This is a genomic window from Streptomyces avidinii (genome assembly GCF_045161815.1).
Classification (GTDB): Bacteria; Actinomycetota; Actinomycetes; order Streptomycetales; family Streptomycetaceae; genus Streptomyces; species Streptomyces avidinii.
On sequence record NZ_CP108863.1, the window covers coordinates 4,398,716 to 4,415,830 of the forward strand.

Below are 17,115 nucleotides of genomic sequence, written 5' to 3' on the forward strand. Positions count from 1 at the left end.
CGAAGGACCCCGCCCGGGGGAGCCGGGCGGGGTCCTTCGTACACGGGGCGCGGAGGCGATCAGCCGCACCTCTACGGCCGGATGTTCTGGTTCAGGTGGAACAGGTTCCCTGGGTCGTAGGCGCGCTTGACCGCGACCAGGCGGTCGTAGTTGCCCTTGTAGTTGGCCCTGATCCGGTCCTGGTCGTCGCCGGCCATGAAGTTGATGTAGCCGCCCTCCTCCGAGTGCGCGGAGGTCGCGTCGTAGTAGTCCCGCACCCAGGCCGTACCGGCCTCGTTGGTGGCGGGGTCGGGCCACATCCCGGCGATGACAGTGGCGAACGAGGCGTCCCGGTAGGCGAAGGCCGTCGCATCCGGGGCGACGCGGTGGCAGGCGCCGTTGATCGGGTAGATGTGGACCGTCGAGTTCACGGCGGGCAGCCCCGGCGCGTGCCGCAGGTGCGCGTCGATCGCGTCGTCGGTGAGCTCGGACACGAAGTTGGCCTTCCAGTAGTGCTGGAGGCCGGGCGGTACGAGTGCGTCGAAGGCCGCGTTGAGCGCCGGGTACGGCATCGGCCCCACGTGCTCGGCGACGACCGGCGCGAAGTCGTGGAAGGCCCGCAGGGCGCGCTCCCCCTCGTCGAGCGGCCCCGACCAGCACGCCACGATCAGCGCGAAGGGCTCACCGTGCCGGTCCGCCGGGATGAACGGGAGCGGCGGGGCGATCTGGAAGGCCGGGAAGCCGCCCAGCTCCTCCGGGGCCCCGGCGATGTGGTCGGCGAAGGAGCGCAGCACGGTGGCGGCGTCCTTCAGCTCGAAGAGCATCGGTCCGCCGTAGATGTCCTTGACGGGGCTCAGCCGGTACTCGAACGAGGTCACCGCGCCGAAGTTGCCGCCTCCGCCGCGCAGGGCCCAGAAGAGATCGGCGTTCTCCTCCTCGCTCGCCACCACGAGCCGCCCGTCCGCGGTCACCACATCGGCCGAGATCAGGTTGTCGCAGCTCAGGCCCAGCCCGCGGGCCAGGTAGCCGATGCCGCCGCCGAGCGTGAGTCCGCCGATGCCCGTCGTGGAGATGATCCCGCCGGTCGTGGCCAGCCCGAAGGCGTACGTGGCCGCGTTGAAGTCGCCCCAGGTCGCTCCGCCCTCCGCGCGGGCGGTCCGCGCCGCGGCGTCGACACGGACGCCGCGCATCCCGGACAGGTCGGCCACCACGCCGTCGTCGCAGGTGCCGAAGCCGGGCACGCTGTGCCCGCCGCCGCGCACCGCCAGGTCGAGCCCGTTCTCACGGGCGAAGTCGACCGCGGCCATGACGTCACCCGCGTTGGCGCAGCGCACGACCGCGGCGGGCTTCCGGTCGATCATGGCGTTGTTGACCTTGCGCGCCTCGTCGTAGGACTCGTCGTCGGGGGTGACGACCGCCCCGCGCACCCGTTCTCGCAACTGGTCGATCGAGAGCTTGCCCATGGCCATCGCTCCTCGTGCATCACGTCGGTTTCGGGCTGCGTCGCTCCACGGCTCAGGGCTGCAGGTGGCTGAAGCCCACCTCGAATCGTTCGACCGAGAGGATCTGCTGACCCTCCCGCTGCGCGGTCTCCTCGCGGATCCGGGCGGCCTCCTCCTCGCTCTCGCTCATGGTCCGCTCGTCGTCCCACAAGGTCAGCGTCCTGGCCACGCCCGTGGACCGGTCGATGAGGTAGTAGACACCCCGGAAGCCGGGAACGTCCTGGACCTGCCTGACGATCGCCTCCGAATTCGCGCTCACGTCTCCCTCCGCGGGGACCGGTGATCCCTGGTACGTGCTCAGCCTCGCGAACATCTATGGCAGTCCTTCCTCGCAGGGCCGCCGGTCGGGTCACAGGCGGCTCCACGACCAGCGTCCTCCGCCGCGCCGCCCCCCGCATGCCGGAGCGGGCGACAATGGTCTTGCCATGGCCGTTTCCACTGCCGAGAGGCGGGACGTCGAGGTGCCGTACATAGCTGTGACCGCCCTGAGTCATGCCGGTCTGGTGCGCGAGCACAACGAGGACAGCCTCGTCATCGGACCGTGGACCCTGTGCGGGACCGTGACCCAGAATCCCCAGACCCTGGTCTTCCCCTTCGGCAGACCGCTCGTCGTCGCGGTCGCGGACGGCCTGGGCGGCCAGCCGGCCGGGGAGGTGGCCAGCGAGCTCGTGGTGCGCCAGCTGTCCTCGCTCGGACCCACGCTGGACGGCCCGGAGGCCGTCGGTGACGCGCTGAGCCTCTGCAATCGCGCCGTGCACTCGGCCACCGAGGGGCGGCCTGAGCTGGCCACCATGGGGACGACGGTCGCGGGCGCCCTCGTGCTGACGGACTCGCTGCTGGCGTTCAACGTCGGCGACAGCAAGGTGTTCCACGCGACGCCGGACGGACTGCGCCAGGTCAGCGTGGACGACAGCCCGCCACCGGCACCCGGGCACCGCACCACCTCGGCGGTCACCCAGGTCCTCGGCGGCAGCCGCGCGTACGACGAGATCACCCCCCACATCGCGGAGCTCGCGGTGACCGAGGGCGATCGCTACCTGGTGTGCAGCGACGGGCTCACGGACCCGGTGCCGAACGAGGAGATCGAGGCGCTGCTCCGGGTGCACGACGACGGCAGGGCCGCCTTCGAGCTGTGGAAGGCGGCCATCGACGCGGGCGGCCCGGACAACATCACGCTGGCCCTGCTGCGCATCGGCGCGTAGCGCCGACGGAAGCCGGAGGCCGGACGCGGGGCGTCCGGGCGTCCGGGCGTACCGACCGTCAGGGCGTGGTCACGCTCTTGGTGTAGGCGTCGCCGAGGTCGCGGACGTCCACCGAGGCGTGGACCACGAGGCCCGCGGCCTTCGCCGTGTGGCGCTCGACCAGTTCCAGCACCGCTCGGGTCAGTCGGGACTTGGTCTGCGCGGTGCGGCCCCGGGCGATGGCCAGCTCGACGTGGACGACTACCGACCGGCCGTCGGTGCCCTCCCCGACGACGGACTCCTCCAGACGGTGGAAACGCGTCTTGCAGTTGCCGATCGCGGTGTCGAGGATCTCGACCGCCAGCGCGTGCAGTTCGAGCGCGAACGCCCGCCGGTCGAAGGCACCGGTCAGCGAGTCCGAGTAGTCGACGACTGCGTGGGGCACGGGGCACTCCCTGCTCTGCGGATGCGGGGCAACGGGCCCCGGCCCCGCGCCGGTCGGCGGGACCCTGAGCGACGGTAACCGAGTGGTCCCCGCCGGGCCGGCTCTTCCGCATCACCCGCCGGGTGCGTCCAGCCGGGCCGTGAGCCGCCGCAGCGCCCTGGCCGCCGACGGAGCCATCAGCGGGCGCAGCACCGGGTCGGCCAGCCGGATGCCCGGGAGGCGCAGGCCCCCGAAGAAGGCCACCCGGGTGCCGTCCGGCTCGGCCGCGGCGGCCATGCCGCCCAGCACGAACCGGCTCTGCATGAGGCACCAGCCCGGCCGCAGCACGATGTCGAAGCGGGCCCGCAGGCCGAGCGGGCTGCGGGCCAGCGCTTCCAGCCGCTCCCCGGCGGCGGAGGTCACGGTGAAGGAACCGATGTCGGTGATCATGAGGGGCAGCTGGTTCTCCAGGTCGGACACGAGCCCCCAGACCCGGTCGAACGGAGCGTCGACCACGCACTCCGCGAAGCCGGTGCCCGGAGTACTGCGGGCGATCACCCTGAGCCTGCGGACGGCGTCGAGTTCGGCGACGACCGGCCAGGAGTCGTTCAACGTTCCCACGCCTTCCGGAAATTGCGGCGGGCCCGGAAGAGCCGGGTCCGCACGGTGGGTTCGGGCACGCCGAGGAGCGCGCTGACGGCGTGCTCGTCCAGGCCTTCGAGGTCCCGCAGGACCAGGACGGCGCGGTGCGCCGGGGACAGCCGCTCCAGTACGTCGCGCACATCGGCGGCGAGCTGCGGATCGTCGCGGGCGGGCACGTCGTCGAGCGGCTCCGGTACGGACCGGGCCGCGGCGCGGGCGACCCGCACGGCCTCCCGTACGGCGATCACTCGCACCCAGCCGAACAGGGCGGCCGGTTCGCGGAGTCGGCCGATGCTTCGGAAGATCACGATCAGCGCCTCCTGGGTGGCGTCCGGACCGTCCTGCAGGGCGATCGGACCGCACAGCCGCCCCACGTACGGGGTCAGCAGGTCCAGCAGCTCCTGGGTGGCCAGCCGGTCGCCGCGCTGGGCGGCGCGCACCAGCGGGGCCGGGTCGACCCTCTCGGCCGCGGTCCTCATGGACGTCCTCCTTCGTGACGGGCTCCCGGGAAGGAGGAGGGCGCGGACCGGCCGAATGTTCCACATGACCTGCGTCACACCGGCGCCACACCTGCACCGCACCGGCGCCGCGCCGCCGCCGGCGGGTCCCGGCGGGAACGATTCCGCGGAAAACCATGGCGTTCATATGATTTCCTGGTTCAAAAATGCGCTGCTCCGGTTGCGGAATTTCGGTTCGGGCACGGGGAGATTTCCGCTGCCATCGGCTCCCGCTGTGCTACGGTGACGTCCGTTGCAGTTGTGGTTCCCAAAAACTTACAAGTGCTCTCACCGGATTTTCCGGTGGGTGCACTTTTTATTTCCGGTGCATGCAGTGAGAATTACGCGTTCCGGTCGGGGCAATCATCACGGCGACACCGGTCCCGCACAGTGCGGATCCGGGCACTGCCCCAAAGGAGAATTCATATGGCATCTGGCACCGTGAAGTGGTTCAACGCGGAAAAGGGCTTCGGCTTCATCGAGCAGGAGGGCGGCGGCGCCGACGTCTTCGCCCACTACTCGAACATCGCCTCTTCCGGCTTCCGTGAGCTTCAGGAAGGCCAGAAGGTTACCTTCGACGTCACGCAGGGCCAGAAGGGCCCGCAGGCCGAGAACATCGTTCCCGCCTGACGTTCGCGCAGACGCGGCCGAGGCCAGCACCCTGGGGTGCGGGCCTCGGCCGTCCGCGTTCTCCCGGAGTTTCCCGTCCTGCGCACGGCCGGTGTGCGGGCACCCTTGCTAGAGTCCGTGCCCATGTCGATCCCTGACGACCTGCTCCTCGATCTCGCCACCATGGTCGAGTCGGAGCAGACCAATCAGATGTCCCTGACCGTCGTGGTCCACGGCGCCGTCATCACAGGCCGGCTCGCCCCCGAGAGCGTCTGGCGCCAGCGGGTGGCCGAGGTCCTACGGGACTCCGACCAGCTGGGCCCGTTCGCCGAGATCTTCAGCTCTCCCGAACGAGGCGACAGACAACAGGCCGGAGCACCCTCCCACCTGCATTTCCATGTGGCACGCATCCTCCAGGGCACCCTGGGCATCCCCGAGACCGGCGGAATGTACCGGATCGCGGTCAAGGACGTCAGCGCCTGGACCGTAGGAGACTTCAGCTACTCCGACAAATAGCCCTCCCCCTTCCGGCACGACGGAGAGCGGCCCCCGCGGGTGCACCCGCGGGGGCCGCTCTCGACGAACCGGTCAGGTACAGGGCGGCACGGGGCGCACGCGGCCGATGACGGCGGCTGCTCGGCCGGGGCCGGCCCGTGGCCGGCGCCGCGCAGGTCGGTCGTGGCCACGGCCGGGCGCGTCGCGGATTTCCCGGAAACGAAAGACAAAGTCCTTCCCCGGTGATGCACCGGCAAAACAATCGCGATCCCCTGAGCACACCGCCGGAGCAGCTCCGGCCAAAGTGCCGTCAAAATGCCCGCACTTCGCCCCACGGTCCCGGTCCCGGTCCCGGTCCCGGCCGGAGCGACATCCTGTGGACCATCTCCGACTCCCACCATTTCGGGCCCGATCCGACACCCTCGGACAACGCCGCGGCAATACCGCCGGTCCGCTCCGCACAATGTCGCCACGCGGATCTCGATGACGGGGCCCCTCGACGTACGGAACCTCGCGCGGGTCACCCCGGGCGGCCGAGCCCCCGGAGGAAGCGCTCCTGGTCGGCGAGGAGGCCGGGCGGGAAGAGGGCGCGCGGGGCGAACACCGCCGTCAGGGTCAGCCGCCAGGAGGAGCGCTCGACCTCGGTGCGCAGCAGGGCGTGGGTCGCCCCCGGATAGCGGCGGACGGTGAGGGTGCCGGGCGCCAGCACGCTCCGGTGGAGCGCCTCGGTCTCGGCGCCGTCCACGTTCAGGTCGTCGGCGCCGGAGATCAGCAGCACCGGGACCGGCGGCATCGCCCGCAGGTCACCGGTCACGTCCGCGGTGTGGTTGCGGCTGATGAACGTCCAGCGCTCCGCCGTGAGTTCCCGGTCGGCGCCCGGACTCGCGCGGTACTCCTCGTACGTCGCCCCGCGCCGCAGCAGCGCCAGCGTGGCCTCCCGGGTGCGCAGGGCGGCCGCCGTGCGGTCGGCGCCGGCTCCGGCCGCGCGGAGCTCGGCCCGCAGGTTGTACTCCCCCTGGCGCTCCCAGTTCACGGCGGTGCCGACGGCGATGACGAAGCGCACCCCGGGGGCGGGGGCTCGCGCCACCACCTTGGGCATGACCCATCCGGCCTGGCTGGCACCCCACAGGCCGATGCGGGCGGGGTCGATCTCGGGCCGGGTGCGGGCCGCCCAGATGACCGCGTCGGTGGTCTCGCGGGCCCGGTCGTCCATGGTCTGGCCGAGCCAGTCGGCCGGCTTGTCGAGGGAGAGCGAGGCGTAACCGGCCCGGGCGAAGGCTTCCCAGTAGGGGCGGTAGAAGCCGTCGTGGGTGGCGTCGACCTCGCCGTCGCCGTGTACGAGGACGACCAGCGGGAAGGGCCCGGGGCCGCGGCCGGTGGGGGTGGCGAGCACGCCGGGGAGGTCGTGGCCGGCGGCGGGGACGGTGACGTGCTCCTCGTGGAGGTCGTAGTCGTGCTGCCACAGGACGACACCGGTGAGGAGGAGGACGGTGGCGAGGGCCAGGAGGAGGGCGGACAGCAGGGCCCGGCGGAGTCCGCGGGCCGACAGGGGTGGACGGGGCTCGGTCATCTGCGGCTCCGGATTCCTCGCTCGTCGATTCGTACACTCATTCGCTCACATCAAGAACGATCGTAGCGGCGACGAACGCATTATGCTTGCACGTATGACGACGGAGAGCGTGGAGGTACGGCGCGGGGTGCCCGAGGGGGCCGCCGCGCGCGTGGCCGAGCTGTACTGGGAGGCCTTCGCCGGCAAGCTGGGCCTCGCGCTCGGCCCCGCGACGGACGGACGGCGGTTCATCGCCGAGCACCTGCACGCGGACCGGGCGGTGACCGCCCTGTCCGGCGGCGGTGGCCCCGAGGGCGTCCGGGTGGTGGGTGTGGCGGGCTACCAGCTGGCCGGGCGGGGCCTGGTCGGCGGGGACGCGGCCGCGGTCAGGGCCCGCTACGGGCGCGTCCGGGGCCTGTACCGGGTGTTCCTGCTGGCCCTGCTGGAGCGCACCCCGGCCCGCGGCGAGCTGGTCATGGACGGCATCGCCGTGGATCCCGCCGAGCGGAGCCGGGGCATCGGCGGGCTGCTCCTGCGCGAGGTCGAGGCGATCGCCGTGGAGCAGGGGTGCCGGCGGATCCGGCTGGACGTGGTCGCGGAGAACCCGCGGGCGCGTGAGCTGTACGAACGGCACGGGTTCCGGGCGGTACGGGTCCGGCGCACGCCCTGGCTGCGGGACGTGCTGGGATTCGGGGCCGTGACGACGATGCACAAGGAGGTGGCGGCGCGATGAGCGGTATCCCCACGCGGATGGTGGTGCACGCGCTGGTCCGCGAGGACGGGACGGTCGCGGGCGGCGAGCTGTATGAGGTCGCCGGGCTGCTCGGGATGACCGACCAGCAGGTGCGGCTGTGCGTGAAGCGGCTGGTGGCGGAGGGCCGGTTCACGGCGCAGGGGCGCGGTCGGCGGGCCGTCCTGCGCCTGGCGGGGACGGTGGAGCCGGAGGCCGGGCCGGGACTGCCGCTCGTACCGGAGGTGGAGTTCGTCCGGCACGCGTACCGGCAGGACCGGGGGCTGGAGCCGTGGGACGGCCGCTGGCACGCCTTCGCCTTCGCCGTACCGGAATCCGCGCGGGCCGCGCGGGACTCCCTGCGGGACGCGCTGACCGGGCTGGGCGCCGCGCCGGTCCAGGGCGGGCTGTACGTGACCCCCAATGCGATCGGCCCGTACGTACGGGCACACGCGGCCGAGCTGGGCCTGTCGGAGGCGCTGAGCTGTCTGAGCACCCGGGACCTGGCCGTGGGCGGCACCTCGGACCCGCGGGCCCTCGCGGAGCGGCTGTGGCCGCTGCCGGAGATCGCGGCGCGGTACGCGGAGCTGCGCACGCTCGCGGAACAGCCCGCCGGAACGGAAGGCCACGGAACGGAAGCCGCCGGGACGGAAGCCGATGGCGCGGCCGCCGGGCTGGCGCACGCCGTGGCGCTGGCGGCGGCCTTCTCCGCCGCGATGCTCCCCGACCCGCTGCTCCCGCCGGAGCTGCTGCCGCAGCCGTGGCCGGGCACGACGGCCCGGGCGGCGGCGTCCGACGCCTGGGCCCGGCTGGAGGCGGGCGCCCCGGCCCCCGGGCCCCGGCTGTTCCGGCTGTACGGCGAGGCCCTGGCCTGACCCGGGGCGGGGGCCGGCGGACCGGCCCCCGCCGGGTCCACATCGTGGACAACTACGCTCGTTTCATGAACGCAGAAGCCGACGCCCTCGCCGCCGTGAAAGACGCTGACCGGAAGCACGTCTTCCACTCGTGGTCGGCGCAGGAGCTCATCGACCCGCTCGCCGTGGCCGGCGCCGAGGGCTCGTACTTCTGGGACTACCAGGGCAACCGCTACCTCGACTTCTCCAGCGCCCTGGTCTACACGAACATCGGCTACCAGCACCCGAAGGTCACCGCGGCCATCCAGGAGCAGGCGGCCAAGCTGTGCACCGTCGCGCCCGGTTTCGCCGTCGACGTGCGCTCCGAGGCGGCCCGGCTGATCGCCGAGCGCACCCCGGGCGACCTGGACAAGATCTTCTTCACCAACGCCGGGGCCGAGGCCGTGGAGAACGCCGTCCGCATGGCCCGGCTGCACACCGGCCGGCCCAAGGTGCTGTCCGCGTACCGCTCGTACCACGGCGCCACCTCCACCGCGATCAACCTGACCGGCGACGCCCGCCGCTTCGGCAACGACTCGGCGACCGCCGGTGTCGTGCACTTCTGGGGCCCGTTCGCCTACCGCTCACCGTTCTACGCGAGCACCGAGGCCGAGGAGTGCGAGCGGGCCCTGCGCCACCTGGAGGACACCATCGTCTTCGAGGGCCCTCGGTCCATCGCCGCGATCATCCTGGAGACCGTCGGCGGCGCCCCCGGCGTGCTCGTCCACCCGGACGGCTACCTGGCCGGGGTGCGCGCGCTCTGCGACCGGTTCGGCATCGTCTTCGTCCTGGACGAGATCATGGTCGGCTTCGGGCGCACCGGCACGTGGTTCGCCTCCGAGCACTGGGACGTGACCCCCGACCTGATCTGCTTCGCCAAGGGCGTGACCAGCGGGTACCTGCCGCTGGGCGGGGTCGCCATCTCGGCCGCCATCGCGCAGACCTTCGCCCGCCGGCCCTACCCGGGCGGCCTCACGTACTCCGGGCACGTGCTGGCCTGCGCGGCCGCCGTCGCGACGATCAACGTCATGGAGGAGGAGGGCATCGTCGAGCAGTCCGCACGCACCGGCGCCGAGCTCCTCGGCCCCGGCCTGCGCGCGCTCGCCGAACGGCACCCCTCGGTCGGGGAGGTCCGCGGGCTCGGCACCTTCTGGGCCCTGGAGCTCGTACGGAGCAAGGAGACGCGCGAGCCGCTCGTCCCGTACAACGCGGCGGGCGCGGACAACGCGCCGATGGCCGAATTCGGCGCAGCGTGCAAGAAGGGCGGGCTCTGGCCGCTCGTCGCGGGGAACCGCATCCACATTGCGCCGCCGTGCAACATCTCGGCGCAGGACGTCGCCAAGGGGCTGGCGATCCTCGACGAGGCTCTCTCGGTGGCGGATGCGCACACCGTCTGACCTGGGGTTCTGTGGGGTCGCCCAAGGCGTGGGTGCTGGTGTTCGGAGGATTTGTACGGGGATCAACCAGCCATACGCATGCTGCAATCCGTGCAGGCCACACGACACACAACAGGCCAAGCACCTACGAACCGGGATGCACGTCAGGCCCGGGGCGGTCCCTCGGCGAGGGGCCGAACGGCGGGGAGCGGGACGTCCTTGATCCGGGCGGGCGCTGGACGCCGGGCGTACGGGATCCAGATGACCGGACTCCGTGTTCCCGAGTACCCGAAGGAAGACAGCATGAGCAAGCACGTCCTGGCCCAGAACCAGTACGGCAAGGCCGAGAACCGCATCGTGAAGGTCACCCGCAAGGGCGGCGACGGTTCCTGGCACGAGATCCGCGACCTCAACGTCTCGGTCGCGCTCCGCGGTGAGTTCCGCGATGTCCACCTCACCGGCAACAACGCCAACTGCCTGCCGACCGACACCACCAAGAACACGGTGTACGCCTTCGGCAAGGAGCACGGCATCGACTCCCCCGAGGCCTTCGGCATCCTGCTCGCCAAGCACTTCGTCTCCTCGCAGGAGCCCATCCGCGAGGCCCAGATCCGCATCGAGGAGTACGTGTGGGACCGGATCCCGGTCCCGACGCGCAAGGAGCAGCACTCCTTCGTCCTCAAGGGCCAGGAGGTGCGCACCGCGCAGATCACCTACAGCGAGACGACGGGCCTCCAGGTCATCTCGGGTCTGAAGGACCTGACGGTGATGAACTCGACCAACTCCGAGTTCCACGGCTACATCAAGGACAAGTACACGACCCTGCAGGAGGCGTACGACCGCATCCTGGCGACCAAGGTCACCGCGCGCTGGGCGCACTCGGCCCTGGCCGCCGACGACTCGGGGTACGACTGGGACCAGGCGTACAAGAAGGTCCGCAAGAACCTGCTGGAAGCCTTCGCGGAGACGTACTCGTACTCGCTGCAGCAGACCCTGAACCAGATGGCCGAGCGCGTGCTCGACAACTGCCCCAAGGTCAACGAAGTGCGGCTCAACCTCCCCAACAAGCACCACTTCCTCGTGGACCTGGAACCCTTCGGCCTCAAGAACGACAACGAGGTCTACTTCGCCGCGGACCGGATGTACGGCCTGATCGAGGGCACCGTCCACCGCGACGGGGTGCAGCCGGTGATCGCGACGTCCGACTGGATCGTCGCGTAGCGGGAGCGGGCCTACGGTCCGACGTGCGGCTGCTCGTCCTGCGGCTGCCCCACCAGGAGGTTCCAGCGCCCCGACCGCCCGGTCAGGGTGGTCACCGACTCCGGCCGTACGTCGAGCCGCCAGAACGCCGCCGCCGGCAGCTCCAGCGCGTGCACCACGGCCGCCCGTACGACGGCCTGCTCGACCTCCAGCCGGTGCGTGCCCTCGGGCAGGGCGGCCAGCTCCGCCCCGACGCGGGCGATCAGCGCGTCGACCGACTCCCCGCCCGGCGGCGCGTACGCGGGATCCGACAGCCAGGCCCGCACGGCCGCCGGGTCCCGGCCCGCCACCTCGTCCAGGGTGCGTCCCGCCCACTCGCCCGTGTCCGCGCCGCGCAACCCCTCGTGTCCGGGGCACGGCCGCGCGTGACCGAAGCGGCCCTGACGGGCGGCTGCGTCCAGAGGGAAGCTGACCAGACGGACTCGCACCAACGGGGTCTTCATAAGGGGAGCGTAAGCGCGGTACGGTCACAAATGACACAATTGAAATGACGACGGTCCGACGGAAGCACGGTGAGAATCCGGCACGGTCGCGCCACTGTGAAACCTCCCGGAGGGGGAGGAAAGTCAGACCCGCCACCGTCGTAGCGAGCACCACTGACCGGGACGCGTGTTCCCCCTGGAGGTTCTGCCATGGCCCACTCCGCCGTGCCCACGACGAACTCACCCGCCATCGCCCCCATCTCGCTCTCCGCACTGGCCCCCTGGGCCGTCTTCGTCGGCATCCTCATGCTCGTCCTGCTGTACTTCGTCGGCGCCGAGCAGGGCGCCACCGCGGTCTTCGAAGGGGAGACCATCCACGAGTGGCTGCACGACGGCCGCCACCTGCTCGGTTTCCCCTGCCACTGAGTCCCCTGCCACCGACCGACGTCTCAGCAAGGGGATCAGAAGCATGACTTCCACTCCTCCGGGTGGGGTCTCCCCCCGGACCCTGCTCGTCCGCGGCATGCTCGCCGGCCTGCTGGCCGGGCTCGCCGCCTTCCTCGTCGCGTACCTCCTCGGTGAGTCCAAGGTGGACGCGGCCATCGCCATCGAAGAGGCCGCCGCGGCCGGTCACGACCATGGCGAGGAGGCCCCGGTCGGCCGGGCCCTCCAGGCCACGGCCGGGCTCGGCACCGGCGTCGTGCTCTACGCGGTCGCGCTCGGCGGCATCGCCGCGCTCGTCTTCTGCTTCGCCCTGGGCCGCATCGGCCGGTTCGGCCCGCGGGCCACGGCCGCGCTGTTCACCGGGGGTCTCTACGTCACCGTGACGCTGGTGCCGTTCTTCAAGTACCCCGCCAACCCGCCCGCCGTCGGCGATCCCGAGACCGCCGCCCGGCGGACCGCCCTGTATCTGCTGATGATCGCCCTGAGCGTGCTGCTGGCAGCCGGCGCGCTGATCCTCGGGCGACGGATCGCGCCGAGGGCGGGCAACTGGAACGCATCGGTCGTCGCCGGCGCGGCCTTCGCCTCGGTCATCGGCATCTCGTACGCCGTGCTGCCCGGCATCGACGAGGTCCCGGCGGGCTTCCCGGCCGCACTGATCTGGGACTTCCGCCTCGCGTCCCTGGCCATCCAGACGGCACTGTGGACGACTTTCGGCCTGGCTTTCGGTTTTCTAGCCGAACGAGCCCTTGTGCCCACCTCCGCACCCAAGGAGGCTGTGCAGCCGACGAGTTGAGCACGAGGGGGCCGGTAGTACATGGCGACGGCGATCAGGGAATGGCGGGGCTGGACGGGCGCGGCCCCGTTCTGGCTGAACTCCTTCCTGCTGCTCCTGGCCCCCTGCTGCGCCATCACCCTGTTCGGCCAGATCGGCATCATCGCCGCACTGGCCGCCCTGGGCGGGCTGGCCCGTCACCTCTGGTACGGCGACTACGGGCACCCGGCCATGCACCTGGCCGCCGCGCTGATGGGAGCGGGCACGGCAGCCGTCGTCATGTGACCCCCGGGGCTCACCGGCCGCTCACGGCTCTCATCCGTTCGGGCGCATGGACGTCACCCCCGGCAGCCGGTGGGCGGACCCGTCGCGAACTGCGAAGACTCCCCGATCGGGCGCGGACACGCCCGTGACGTGACGTCAGTCCACCGTGTTGCACGGGGTGCCGATGGGCAGAGGAGATGTCCACTGCTCACATGACCCGGCCGTACGAGCCGGACAGGAGGGAATCCCATGCCCCGCGCCAAGTGGGTCGTCGCCTCGCTGACGGTGGTTCTGCTGTCCACCGGCATCGTGGTGCTGCAACGGACCGAGGGCGCCCGGACCGCAGCCGTGACCACCGACGACGCACTGCCCACCCGGGCGTTGGGGCTGTCCGGCCACCGCCGTCTGGTGCGGGAACTGGAGCAGTCCGGCGAGCACGTCACCGGTGCGGGGGCCGGGTCACCGCGGACCGACCCCGGACCCCTGCGAACGGTCACCGGACCCCTGCGGGCCGCTCGGCCGCTGCGGTTGCGCATTCCGAGCCTGGGCCTGGACGTACCGCTGACGGGCGACCGCGAGGAGGCCGCCTGGGACACCGGGGGACCGGCGCCGGGTGCGGCCGGGACGGCCGTGGTGATCGGAGAGGGCCTTCGCCTCGGCGAGTTGCGGCGGGGACGGACCATCGAGATCGCCCGCGCCGACAGCCGTACGGCGGTGTTCACCGTCGTACGGGTCTCTCCCGGCAGGTCCTCCGGCCACGAGGACCCGGCCGGCCGGGCCCAACTGCGGCTGGTCGGGGGCGAGACCGCCGTGCTGGCCCGGCTGACCGGGCAGCGCCGTTCCCGCTGAGCCGATGCGGTCCGGTGGCGGTCTGTCAGCCGAGGGGGGTGTCTTCGTCGCCCGGTCGGGGGCTTCTTGAGGTCCACCCGGGAGTCGCTCGGCGTGGCGGGGCACACCCCTCGCATGAGCGGGAGGCACCACGCGCGTTCGGCACTGACCAGGGCTCTGACCGTGGCCTGTGTCGTGCTGCTGTGCGTCTTCGGCGCCGGTCCGGCCGGCGCCGCGGCCGCCGAGTTCCGCCCCGCCTCCGGCGCGCCCGCCCTGCCGGCCGCGCCCGCCGAGTCCCCCGAGCCCGGCGAGGGCCAGTCCGATCCGGCCCCCGACCCCGAGGCACGGGCGGCCGTACGGACGGTCACGCGCGGGCTGGCCGTCGTACGGCGGGCGCCGATCCGGGTGTTTCACGTGAAACACCCCGATGCCCCGTCGAGCGGGCCGGCCGCGGAGGCGGCCGAACCGCCCCTGTCCCGGCGGACGGTGCGGAGTGTGGTCCTGCGCTGCTGAGCGGACCGAGGTCCCGATGCAGCCCCCCACACCCCCCTGAGCACCGTGAGGTTCCGCCATGCCCATCGACCCGTACGCCGCACTGAACGCCATGCTCCGCGCCGAGGTCACCCGGTTCTCCCCGCCGGTCCGGCAGACCGAGCCGGCCGCGTCACCGAAGGCCACGGCCACGTCCGTGGAGGCCGAGAGCGAACCGCAGCAGACGGCCCCCGCGGATTCGGCCGCGTAGGAACCGCGCGGACATGCGGCGCGCGCCGGTTCCCCGGCCCTCGACCACGGGCACGGGAACCGGCGCGCGCCGGTCGGCCGCCTCAGTCCTCGTGGGTGTAGTAGCGGTAGAACGCGATCGCTCCGACGCCGACGGCGACGGCCAGGCCGACCACGACGGCCTTGAGGATCGACTGGTTGGTGAGGCTGTGCAGGTAGCCCACGGCGATACCGCCGAAGGCCCCGTAGGCGGCGGCGTGGACCTCCCGCTTCAGGCGGGGTCCGATCCGGGCCAGGGTGAACATGATCCCGGCGAAGAGCACGCCGCACAGGATCCCGTAGAAGACGTTGCCCGCGTCCACCGGGCCCATCTGGCGCTTCATGAAGGCGGCCCAGACGCCGTAGACGAGTCCGAGGAGCAGTGGCCTCACGTACGCGCCCCTGCTCAGGTGCGTCATGTCCGCCGACTGCCGGTGCCGCCCGAGGGCGGTGGGTGCCGCATGTGCCATGACGGGCTCCTCTCTCCCATCATCCAGGGCACACCCGCCACTCCCGAGCGGCAAGTGGATCAGTGGTCAGGGGGTGCGCACGGCCACGGCGTCGATCTCGAAGAGCATGCCGGGCAGGGCGAGTGCGGCGACGCCGATCAGCGTCTGCGCGGGCAGTTCGGTGCCCCAGGTGGCGTGCAGCTGCTTCAGCAGGATCTCCAGCTTCCGCTGGTCGTGGCCGACGATGTACGTGCCGATGCGGACGACGTCGCCGGGGCCGAGGCCGACGGCCGCGAGGGCGGTACGGAGGTTGGCGAAGGCCCGCTCGACCTGGTCGGCGAAGTCGTCGGAGACGACGTGGCCGTGCTCGTCGGAGCCGTACTGGCCGGCTATGAAGACCTGCTCGCCGGGTGCGGAGACGATGTGGCTGTAGCCGTAGTCGGTCGGGGTGTGGAGTCCTGCCGGGTTGATGATGCTGCGCGTCATGCCGAGCTCCCTGGTTCCGTGTCTGTTGCCGTGCCCGTGTCCGTGCGTGGGGTGCGGTCGGCCGTGGTGCGGCTACCGCCCGGCGAGCCAGGCGCGGAGCCGCTCGGGGGCCTCGGGTGCCTGCCGTTCGGCCTGCTGCCGGATCTCGTCGAGGTTCTGGGCGGCGAGTTCCCTGCGCCAGGCCAGTTCGGCCCGGGTCATGGCGTGCGCGATGGCGCAGTCGGCGGTATAGGCCGCCGGGGCACCCGCACCGGGACCCTGCTGTCGGATCTCCGCGCACCGGAAGGCCTCCTCGGGCCCCTCGACGGCGGCGACCACGTCCATGAGCGTGATGGCGTCGAGCGGGCGGGCCAGCCGGAAGCCGCCCCGGGGGCCGGGGGCGGAGGTGACGATGCCCGCCCGGGCCAGCGCCTGGAGCTGCTTGTTGAGGTACGCCGCGGGCAGGTCGTGCCACGCGGCGAGACGCGCCGCCGACACGGCCCGGTCCGGACCGCTCCACGCCAGGTTGACGCAGCTGTGCAGCGCCCACTCGACACCCTCGCTCATCCTCATATTCTGGATATTAGATGTCCAGGATCATGAAGGCAAGGACACCCCGCCGCCCGACGGCCCACCACCCACCCGCAGCAACACCGCTCGCGCCCGGCCCCGCGTCCGCTTTCCCTGGTGACGTGCGCACCATCCTGTCGGCGGTACTCATCGTGCTCGTGGCCCTCCTGGTGCCCGCGAGCGCCGTCGCGTACTGGGCCGACCGCGAACTGGGCAACGCCGACCGGTACACCGCCGCCATGTCCCCCCTCGCCGAGAACCCGAAGGTCCAGGAGGTCGTCGTCACCCAGGTCACGCGCGCCCTGGCCGGCCAGATCGACGCGGGACCCTTCCAGATCGGGGTGGACACCCTGCTCGGCGAGGCCCTGCGCTCCTTCGCCGGCACCGACGCCTACCGGACCGCCTGGGACGCGGCCAACCGCGCCGCGCACGCCGCCTTCCGCGACGCGCTCACCACCGGTCACGGCGACGCCCTCACCATCGACCTCGCACCCGTGATCGCCCAGGTCAGGGGCGATCTCGTCGCTGACGACGTGCCCTTCGCCGACCGCATCCCGGTGACGCACCTGACCGTGAAGGTCATGGAGTACGACAATCTCGGCGCTCTCCGGAAGGGCTTCCACATGCTCGAAGTGGCCGGCGTCTGGCTCCCCGTACTGACCCTGGTCCTCGCCGCCGCGGCCATCGCCGTCGCCGTCCACCGACGGCGCGCCGTCATCGCCACCGGGGTGGGACTGGCGGTCGGCGCCGTACTCCTGTGGCTCGCGGTGGACGTGTGCCGCCGGCTCACCCTGGACGATCTGCCCGCCGACATCGACCGGCCGGCCGCCGGGGCGGTGTACGACGCCCTCACCGCCTACCTGCGCACCACCGCCTGGGTGGTGCTCCTGATCGGGCTCGCCGCCGCGCTGGCCGCATGGGTGACGGGTCGACTGCGCCGCACCCCATAAGCTCGGAAGGTACCGACACACACGGAACAGCGCAGAAGATCCCAGAAGAACCGAT

At 72.0% G+C, this 17,115-nt stretch carries 24 protein-coding genes; 14 read left to right on the forward strand and 10 right to left on the reverse strand.

Going from position 1 to position 17,115, the window contains the following annotated elements:
- Positions 1-71: 71 nt before the first annotated feature.
- A complete protein-coding gene (locus tag OG373_RS19590; protein ID WP_397732977.1) occupies positions 72-1,442 on the reverse strand; it encodes an FAD-binding oxidoreductase in 1,371 nt (456 codons plus the stop codon).
- Between the two features lie 52 nt (positions 1,443-1,494).
- Positions 1,495-1,740: a hypothetical protein gene (locus OG373_RS19595; RefSeq protein WP_405439423.1), complete on the reverse strand. Its 246-nt coding sequence runs from the start codon at positions 1,738-1,740 to the stop codon at positions 1,495-1,497.
- A 202-nt stretch (positions 1,741-1,942) separates the two neighbouring features.
- Between OG373_RS19595 and OG373_RS19600 the strand changes: the two genes are divergently transcribed.
- A complete protein-coding gene (locus OG373_RS19600) occupies positions 1,943-2,683 on the forward strand; it encodes a PP2C family protein-serine/threonine phosphatase (RefSeq protein WP_405444124.1) in 741 nt (246 codons plus the stop codon).
- A 58-nt stretch (positions 2,684-2,741) separates the two neighbouring features.
- On the opposite strand, the gene OG373_RS19605 is transcribed toward OG373_RS19600, so the two are convergent.
- From OG373_RS19605 to OG373_RS19615, 3 genes are all read right to left on the reverse strand, one after another.
- A complete protein-coding gene (locus OG373_RS19605; RefSeq protein ID WP_030383780.1) occupies positions 2,742-3,107 on the reverse strand; it encodes a 5-carboxymethyl-2-hydroxymuconate Delta-isomerase in 366 nt (121 codons plus the stop codon).
- Between the two features lie 111 nt (positions 3,108-3,218).
- Positions 3,219-3,698 carry a hypothetical protein gene (locus OG373_RS19610; RefSeq protein WP_405439424.1) on the reverse strand — a complete coding sequence of 160 codons (480 nt, stop codon included), beginning with the start codon at positions 3,696-3,698 and terminating at the stop codon, positions 3,219-3,221.
- Positions 3,695-4,207 carry an RNA polymerase sigma factor gene (locus tag OG373_RS19615; protein ID WP_397732981.1) on the reverse strand — a complete coding sequence of 171 codons (513 nt, stop codon included), beginning with the start codon at positions 4,205-4,207 and terminating at the stop codon, positions 3,695-3,697. The genes OG373_RS19610 and OG373_RS19615 overlap by 4 nt, the downstream gene beginning before the upstream one ends.
- A gap of 444 nt (positions 4,208-4,651) precedes the next feature.
- Here OG373_RS19615 and OG373_RS19620 point away from each other — a divergent pair, with 444 nt between their 5' ends.
- On the forward strand, positions 4,652-4,855 hold the full coding sequence (locus OG373_RS19620; protein WP_030011983.1) for a cold-shock protein: 204 nt from the start codon (positions 4,652-4,654) through the stop codon (positions 4,853-4,855).
- Positions 4,856-4,978: 123 nt separating this feature from the next.
- Positions 4,979-5,350, forward strand: a complete 372-nt coding sequence (locus tag OG373_RS19625) for a hypothetical protein (RefSeq protein WP_189971774.1) — start codon at positions 4,979-4,981, stop codon at positions 5,348-5,350.
- A 499-nt stretch (positions 5,351-5,849) separates the two neighbouring features.
- Here OG373_RS19625 and OG373_RS19630 read toward each other — a convergent pair whose 3' ends face one another.
- Complete coding sequence (locus tag OG373_RS19630) at positions 5,850-6,899, reverse strand: alpha/beta hydrolase family protein (protein ID WP_405439425.1); 1,050 nt, start codon at positions 6,897-6,899, stop codon at positions 5,850-5,852.
- Positions 6,900-6,993: 94 nt separating this feature from the next.
- Here OG373_RS19630 and OG373_RS19635 point away from each other — a divergent pair, with 94 nt between their 5' ends.
- From OG373_RS19635 to pucL, 4 genes are all read left to right on the forward strand, one after another.
- On the forward strand, positions 6,994-7,611 hold the full coding sequence (locus tag OG373_RS19635; protein WP_405439426.1) for a GNAT family N-acetyltransferase: 618 nt from the start codon (positions 6,994-6,996) through the stop codon (positions 7,609-7,611).
- Entirely contained in the window at positions 7,608-8,483 is an 876-nt protein-coding gene (locus OG373_RS19640) for a PaaX family transcriptional regulator C-terminal domain-containing protein (RefSeq protein WP_405439427.1), read from the forward strand. The genes OG373_RS19635 and OG373_RS19640 overlap by 4 nt, the downstream gene beginning before the upstream one ends.
- Positions 8,484-8,548: 65 nt before the next feature.
- Entirely contained in the window at positions 8,549-9,898 is a 1,350-nt protein-coding gene (locus tag OG373_RS19645; RefSeq protein WP_405439428.1) for an aspartate aminotransferase family protein, read from the forward strand.
- Between the two features lie 282 nt (positions 9,899-10,180).
- On the forward strand, positions 10,181-11,098 hold the full coding sequence (gene pucL, locus OG373_RS19650; protein ID WP_405439429.1) for a factor-independent urate hydroxylase: 918 nt from the start codon (positions 10,181-10,183) through the stop codon (positions 11,096-11,098).
- Positions 11,099-11,109: 11 nt separating this feature from the next.
- Here pucL and OG373_RS19655 read toward each other — a convergent pair whose 3' ends face one another.
- Entirely contained in the window at positions 11,110-11,580 is a 471-nt protein-coding gene (locus OG373_RS19655; protein WP_397732640.1) for a histidine phosphatase family protein, read from the reverse strand.
- A gap of 189 nt (positions 11,581-11,769) precedes the next feature.
- Between OG373_RS19655 and OG373_RS19660 the strand changes: the two genes are divergently transcribed.
- From OG373_RS19660 to OG373_RS19685, 6 genes are all read left to right on the forward strand, one after another.
- The gene (locus OG373_RS19660) at positions 11,770-11,985 is read left to right on the forward strand and encodes a CbtB-domain containing protein (protein WP_052870447.1); all 216 of its coding nucleotides are present in this window, start codon (positions 11,770-11,772) and stop codon (positions 11,983-11,985) included.
- A gap of 43 nt (positions 11,986-12,028) precedes the next feature.
- On the forward strand, positions 12,029-12,796 hold the full coding sequence (locus OG373_RS19665) for a CbtA family protein (RefSeq protein ID WP_405439430.1): 768 nt from the start codon (positions 12,029-12,031) through the stop codon (positions 12,794-12,796).
- 21 nt (positions 12,797-12,817) lie between these two features.
- A complete protein-coding gene (locus OG373_RS19670; RefSeq protein ID WP_030956595.1) occupies positions 12,818-13,060 on the forward strand; it encodes a hypothetical protein in 243 nt (80 codons plus the stop codon).
- 228 nt (positions 13,061-13,288) lie between these two features.
- Positions 13,289-13,888, forward strand: coding sequence for a hypothetical protein (locus OG373_RS19675; protein ID WP_405439431.1), 600 nt, complete (start codon positions 13,289-13,291; stop codon positions 13,886-13,888).
- Between the two features lie 114 nt (positions 13,889-14,002).
- Complete coding sequence (locus OG373_RS19680; protein WP_405439432.1) at positions 14,003-14,380, forward strand: hypothetical protein; 378 nt, start codon at positions 14,003-14,005, stop codon at positions 14,378-14,380.
- 58 nt (positions 14,381-14,438) lie between these two features.
- Positions 14,439-14,609, forward strand: a complete 171-nt coding sequence (locus OG373_RS19685; RefSeq protein ID WP_397732645.1) for a hypothetical protein — start codon at positions 14,439-14,441, stop codon at positions 14,607-14,609.
- Positions 14,610-14,691: 82 nt separating this feature from the next.
- On the opposite strand, the gene OG373_RS19690 is transcribed toward OG373_RS19685, so the two are convergent.
- The 3 genes from OG373_RS19690 to OG373_RS19700 form a co-directional block, all read right to left on the reverse strand.
- Entirely contained in the window at positions 14,692-15,096 is a 405-nt protein-coding gene (locus tag OG373_RS19690; RefSeq protein WP_397732646.1) for a hypothetical protein, read from the reverse strand.
- A gap of 66 nt (positions 15,097-15,162) precedes the next feature.
- Complete coding sequence (locus tag OG373_RS19695; protein WP_397732647.1) at positions 15,163-15,561, reverse strand: RidA family protein; 399 nt, start codon at positions 15,559-15,561, stop codon at positions 15,163-15,165.
- A 72-nt stretch (positions 15,562-15,633) separates the two neighbouring features.
- Positions 15,634-16,107: an RrF2 family transcriptional regulator gene (locus OG373_RS19700; protein WP_405439433.1), complete on the reverse strand. Its 474-nt coding sequence runs from the start codon at positions 16,105-16,107 to the stop codon at positions 15,634-15,636.
- Positions 16,108-16,232: 125 nt separating this feature from the next.
- On the opposite strand from OG373_RS19700, the gene OG373_RS19705 reads away from it, so the two are divergent.
- Complete coding sequence (locus OG373_RS19705; protein ID WP_397732649.1) at positions 16,233-17,060, forward strand: hypothetical protein; 828 nt, start codon at positions 16,233-16,235, stop codon at positions 17,058-17,060.
- Positions 17,061-17,115 lie beyond the last annotated feature (55 nt).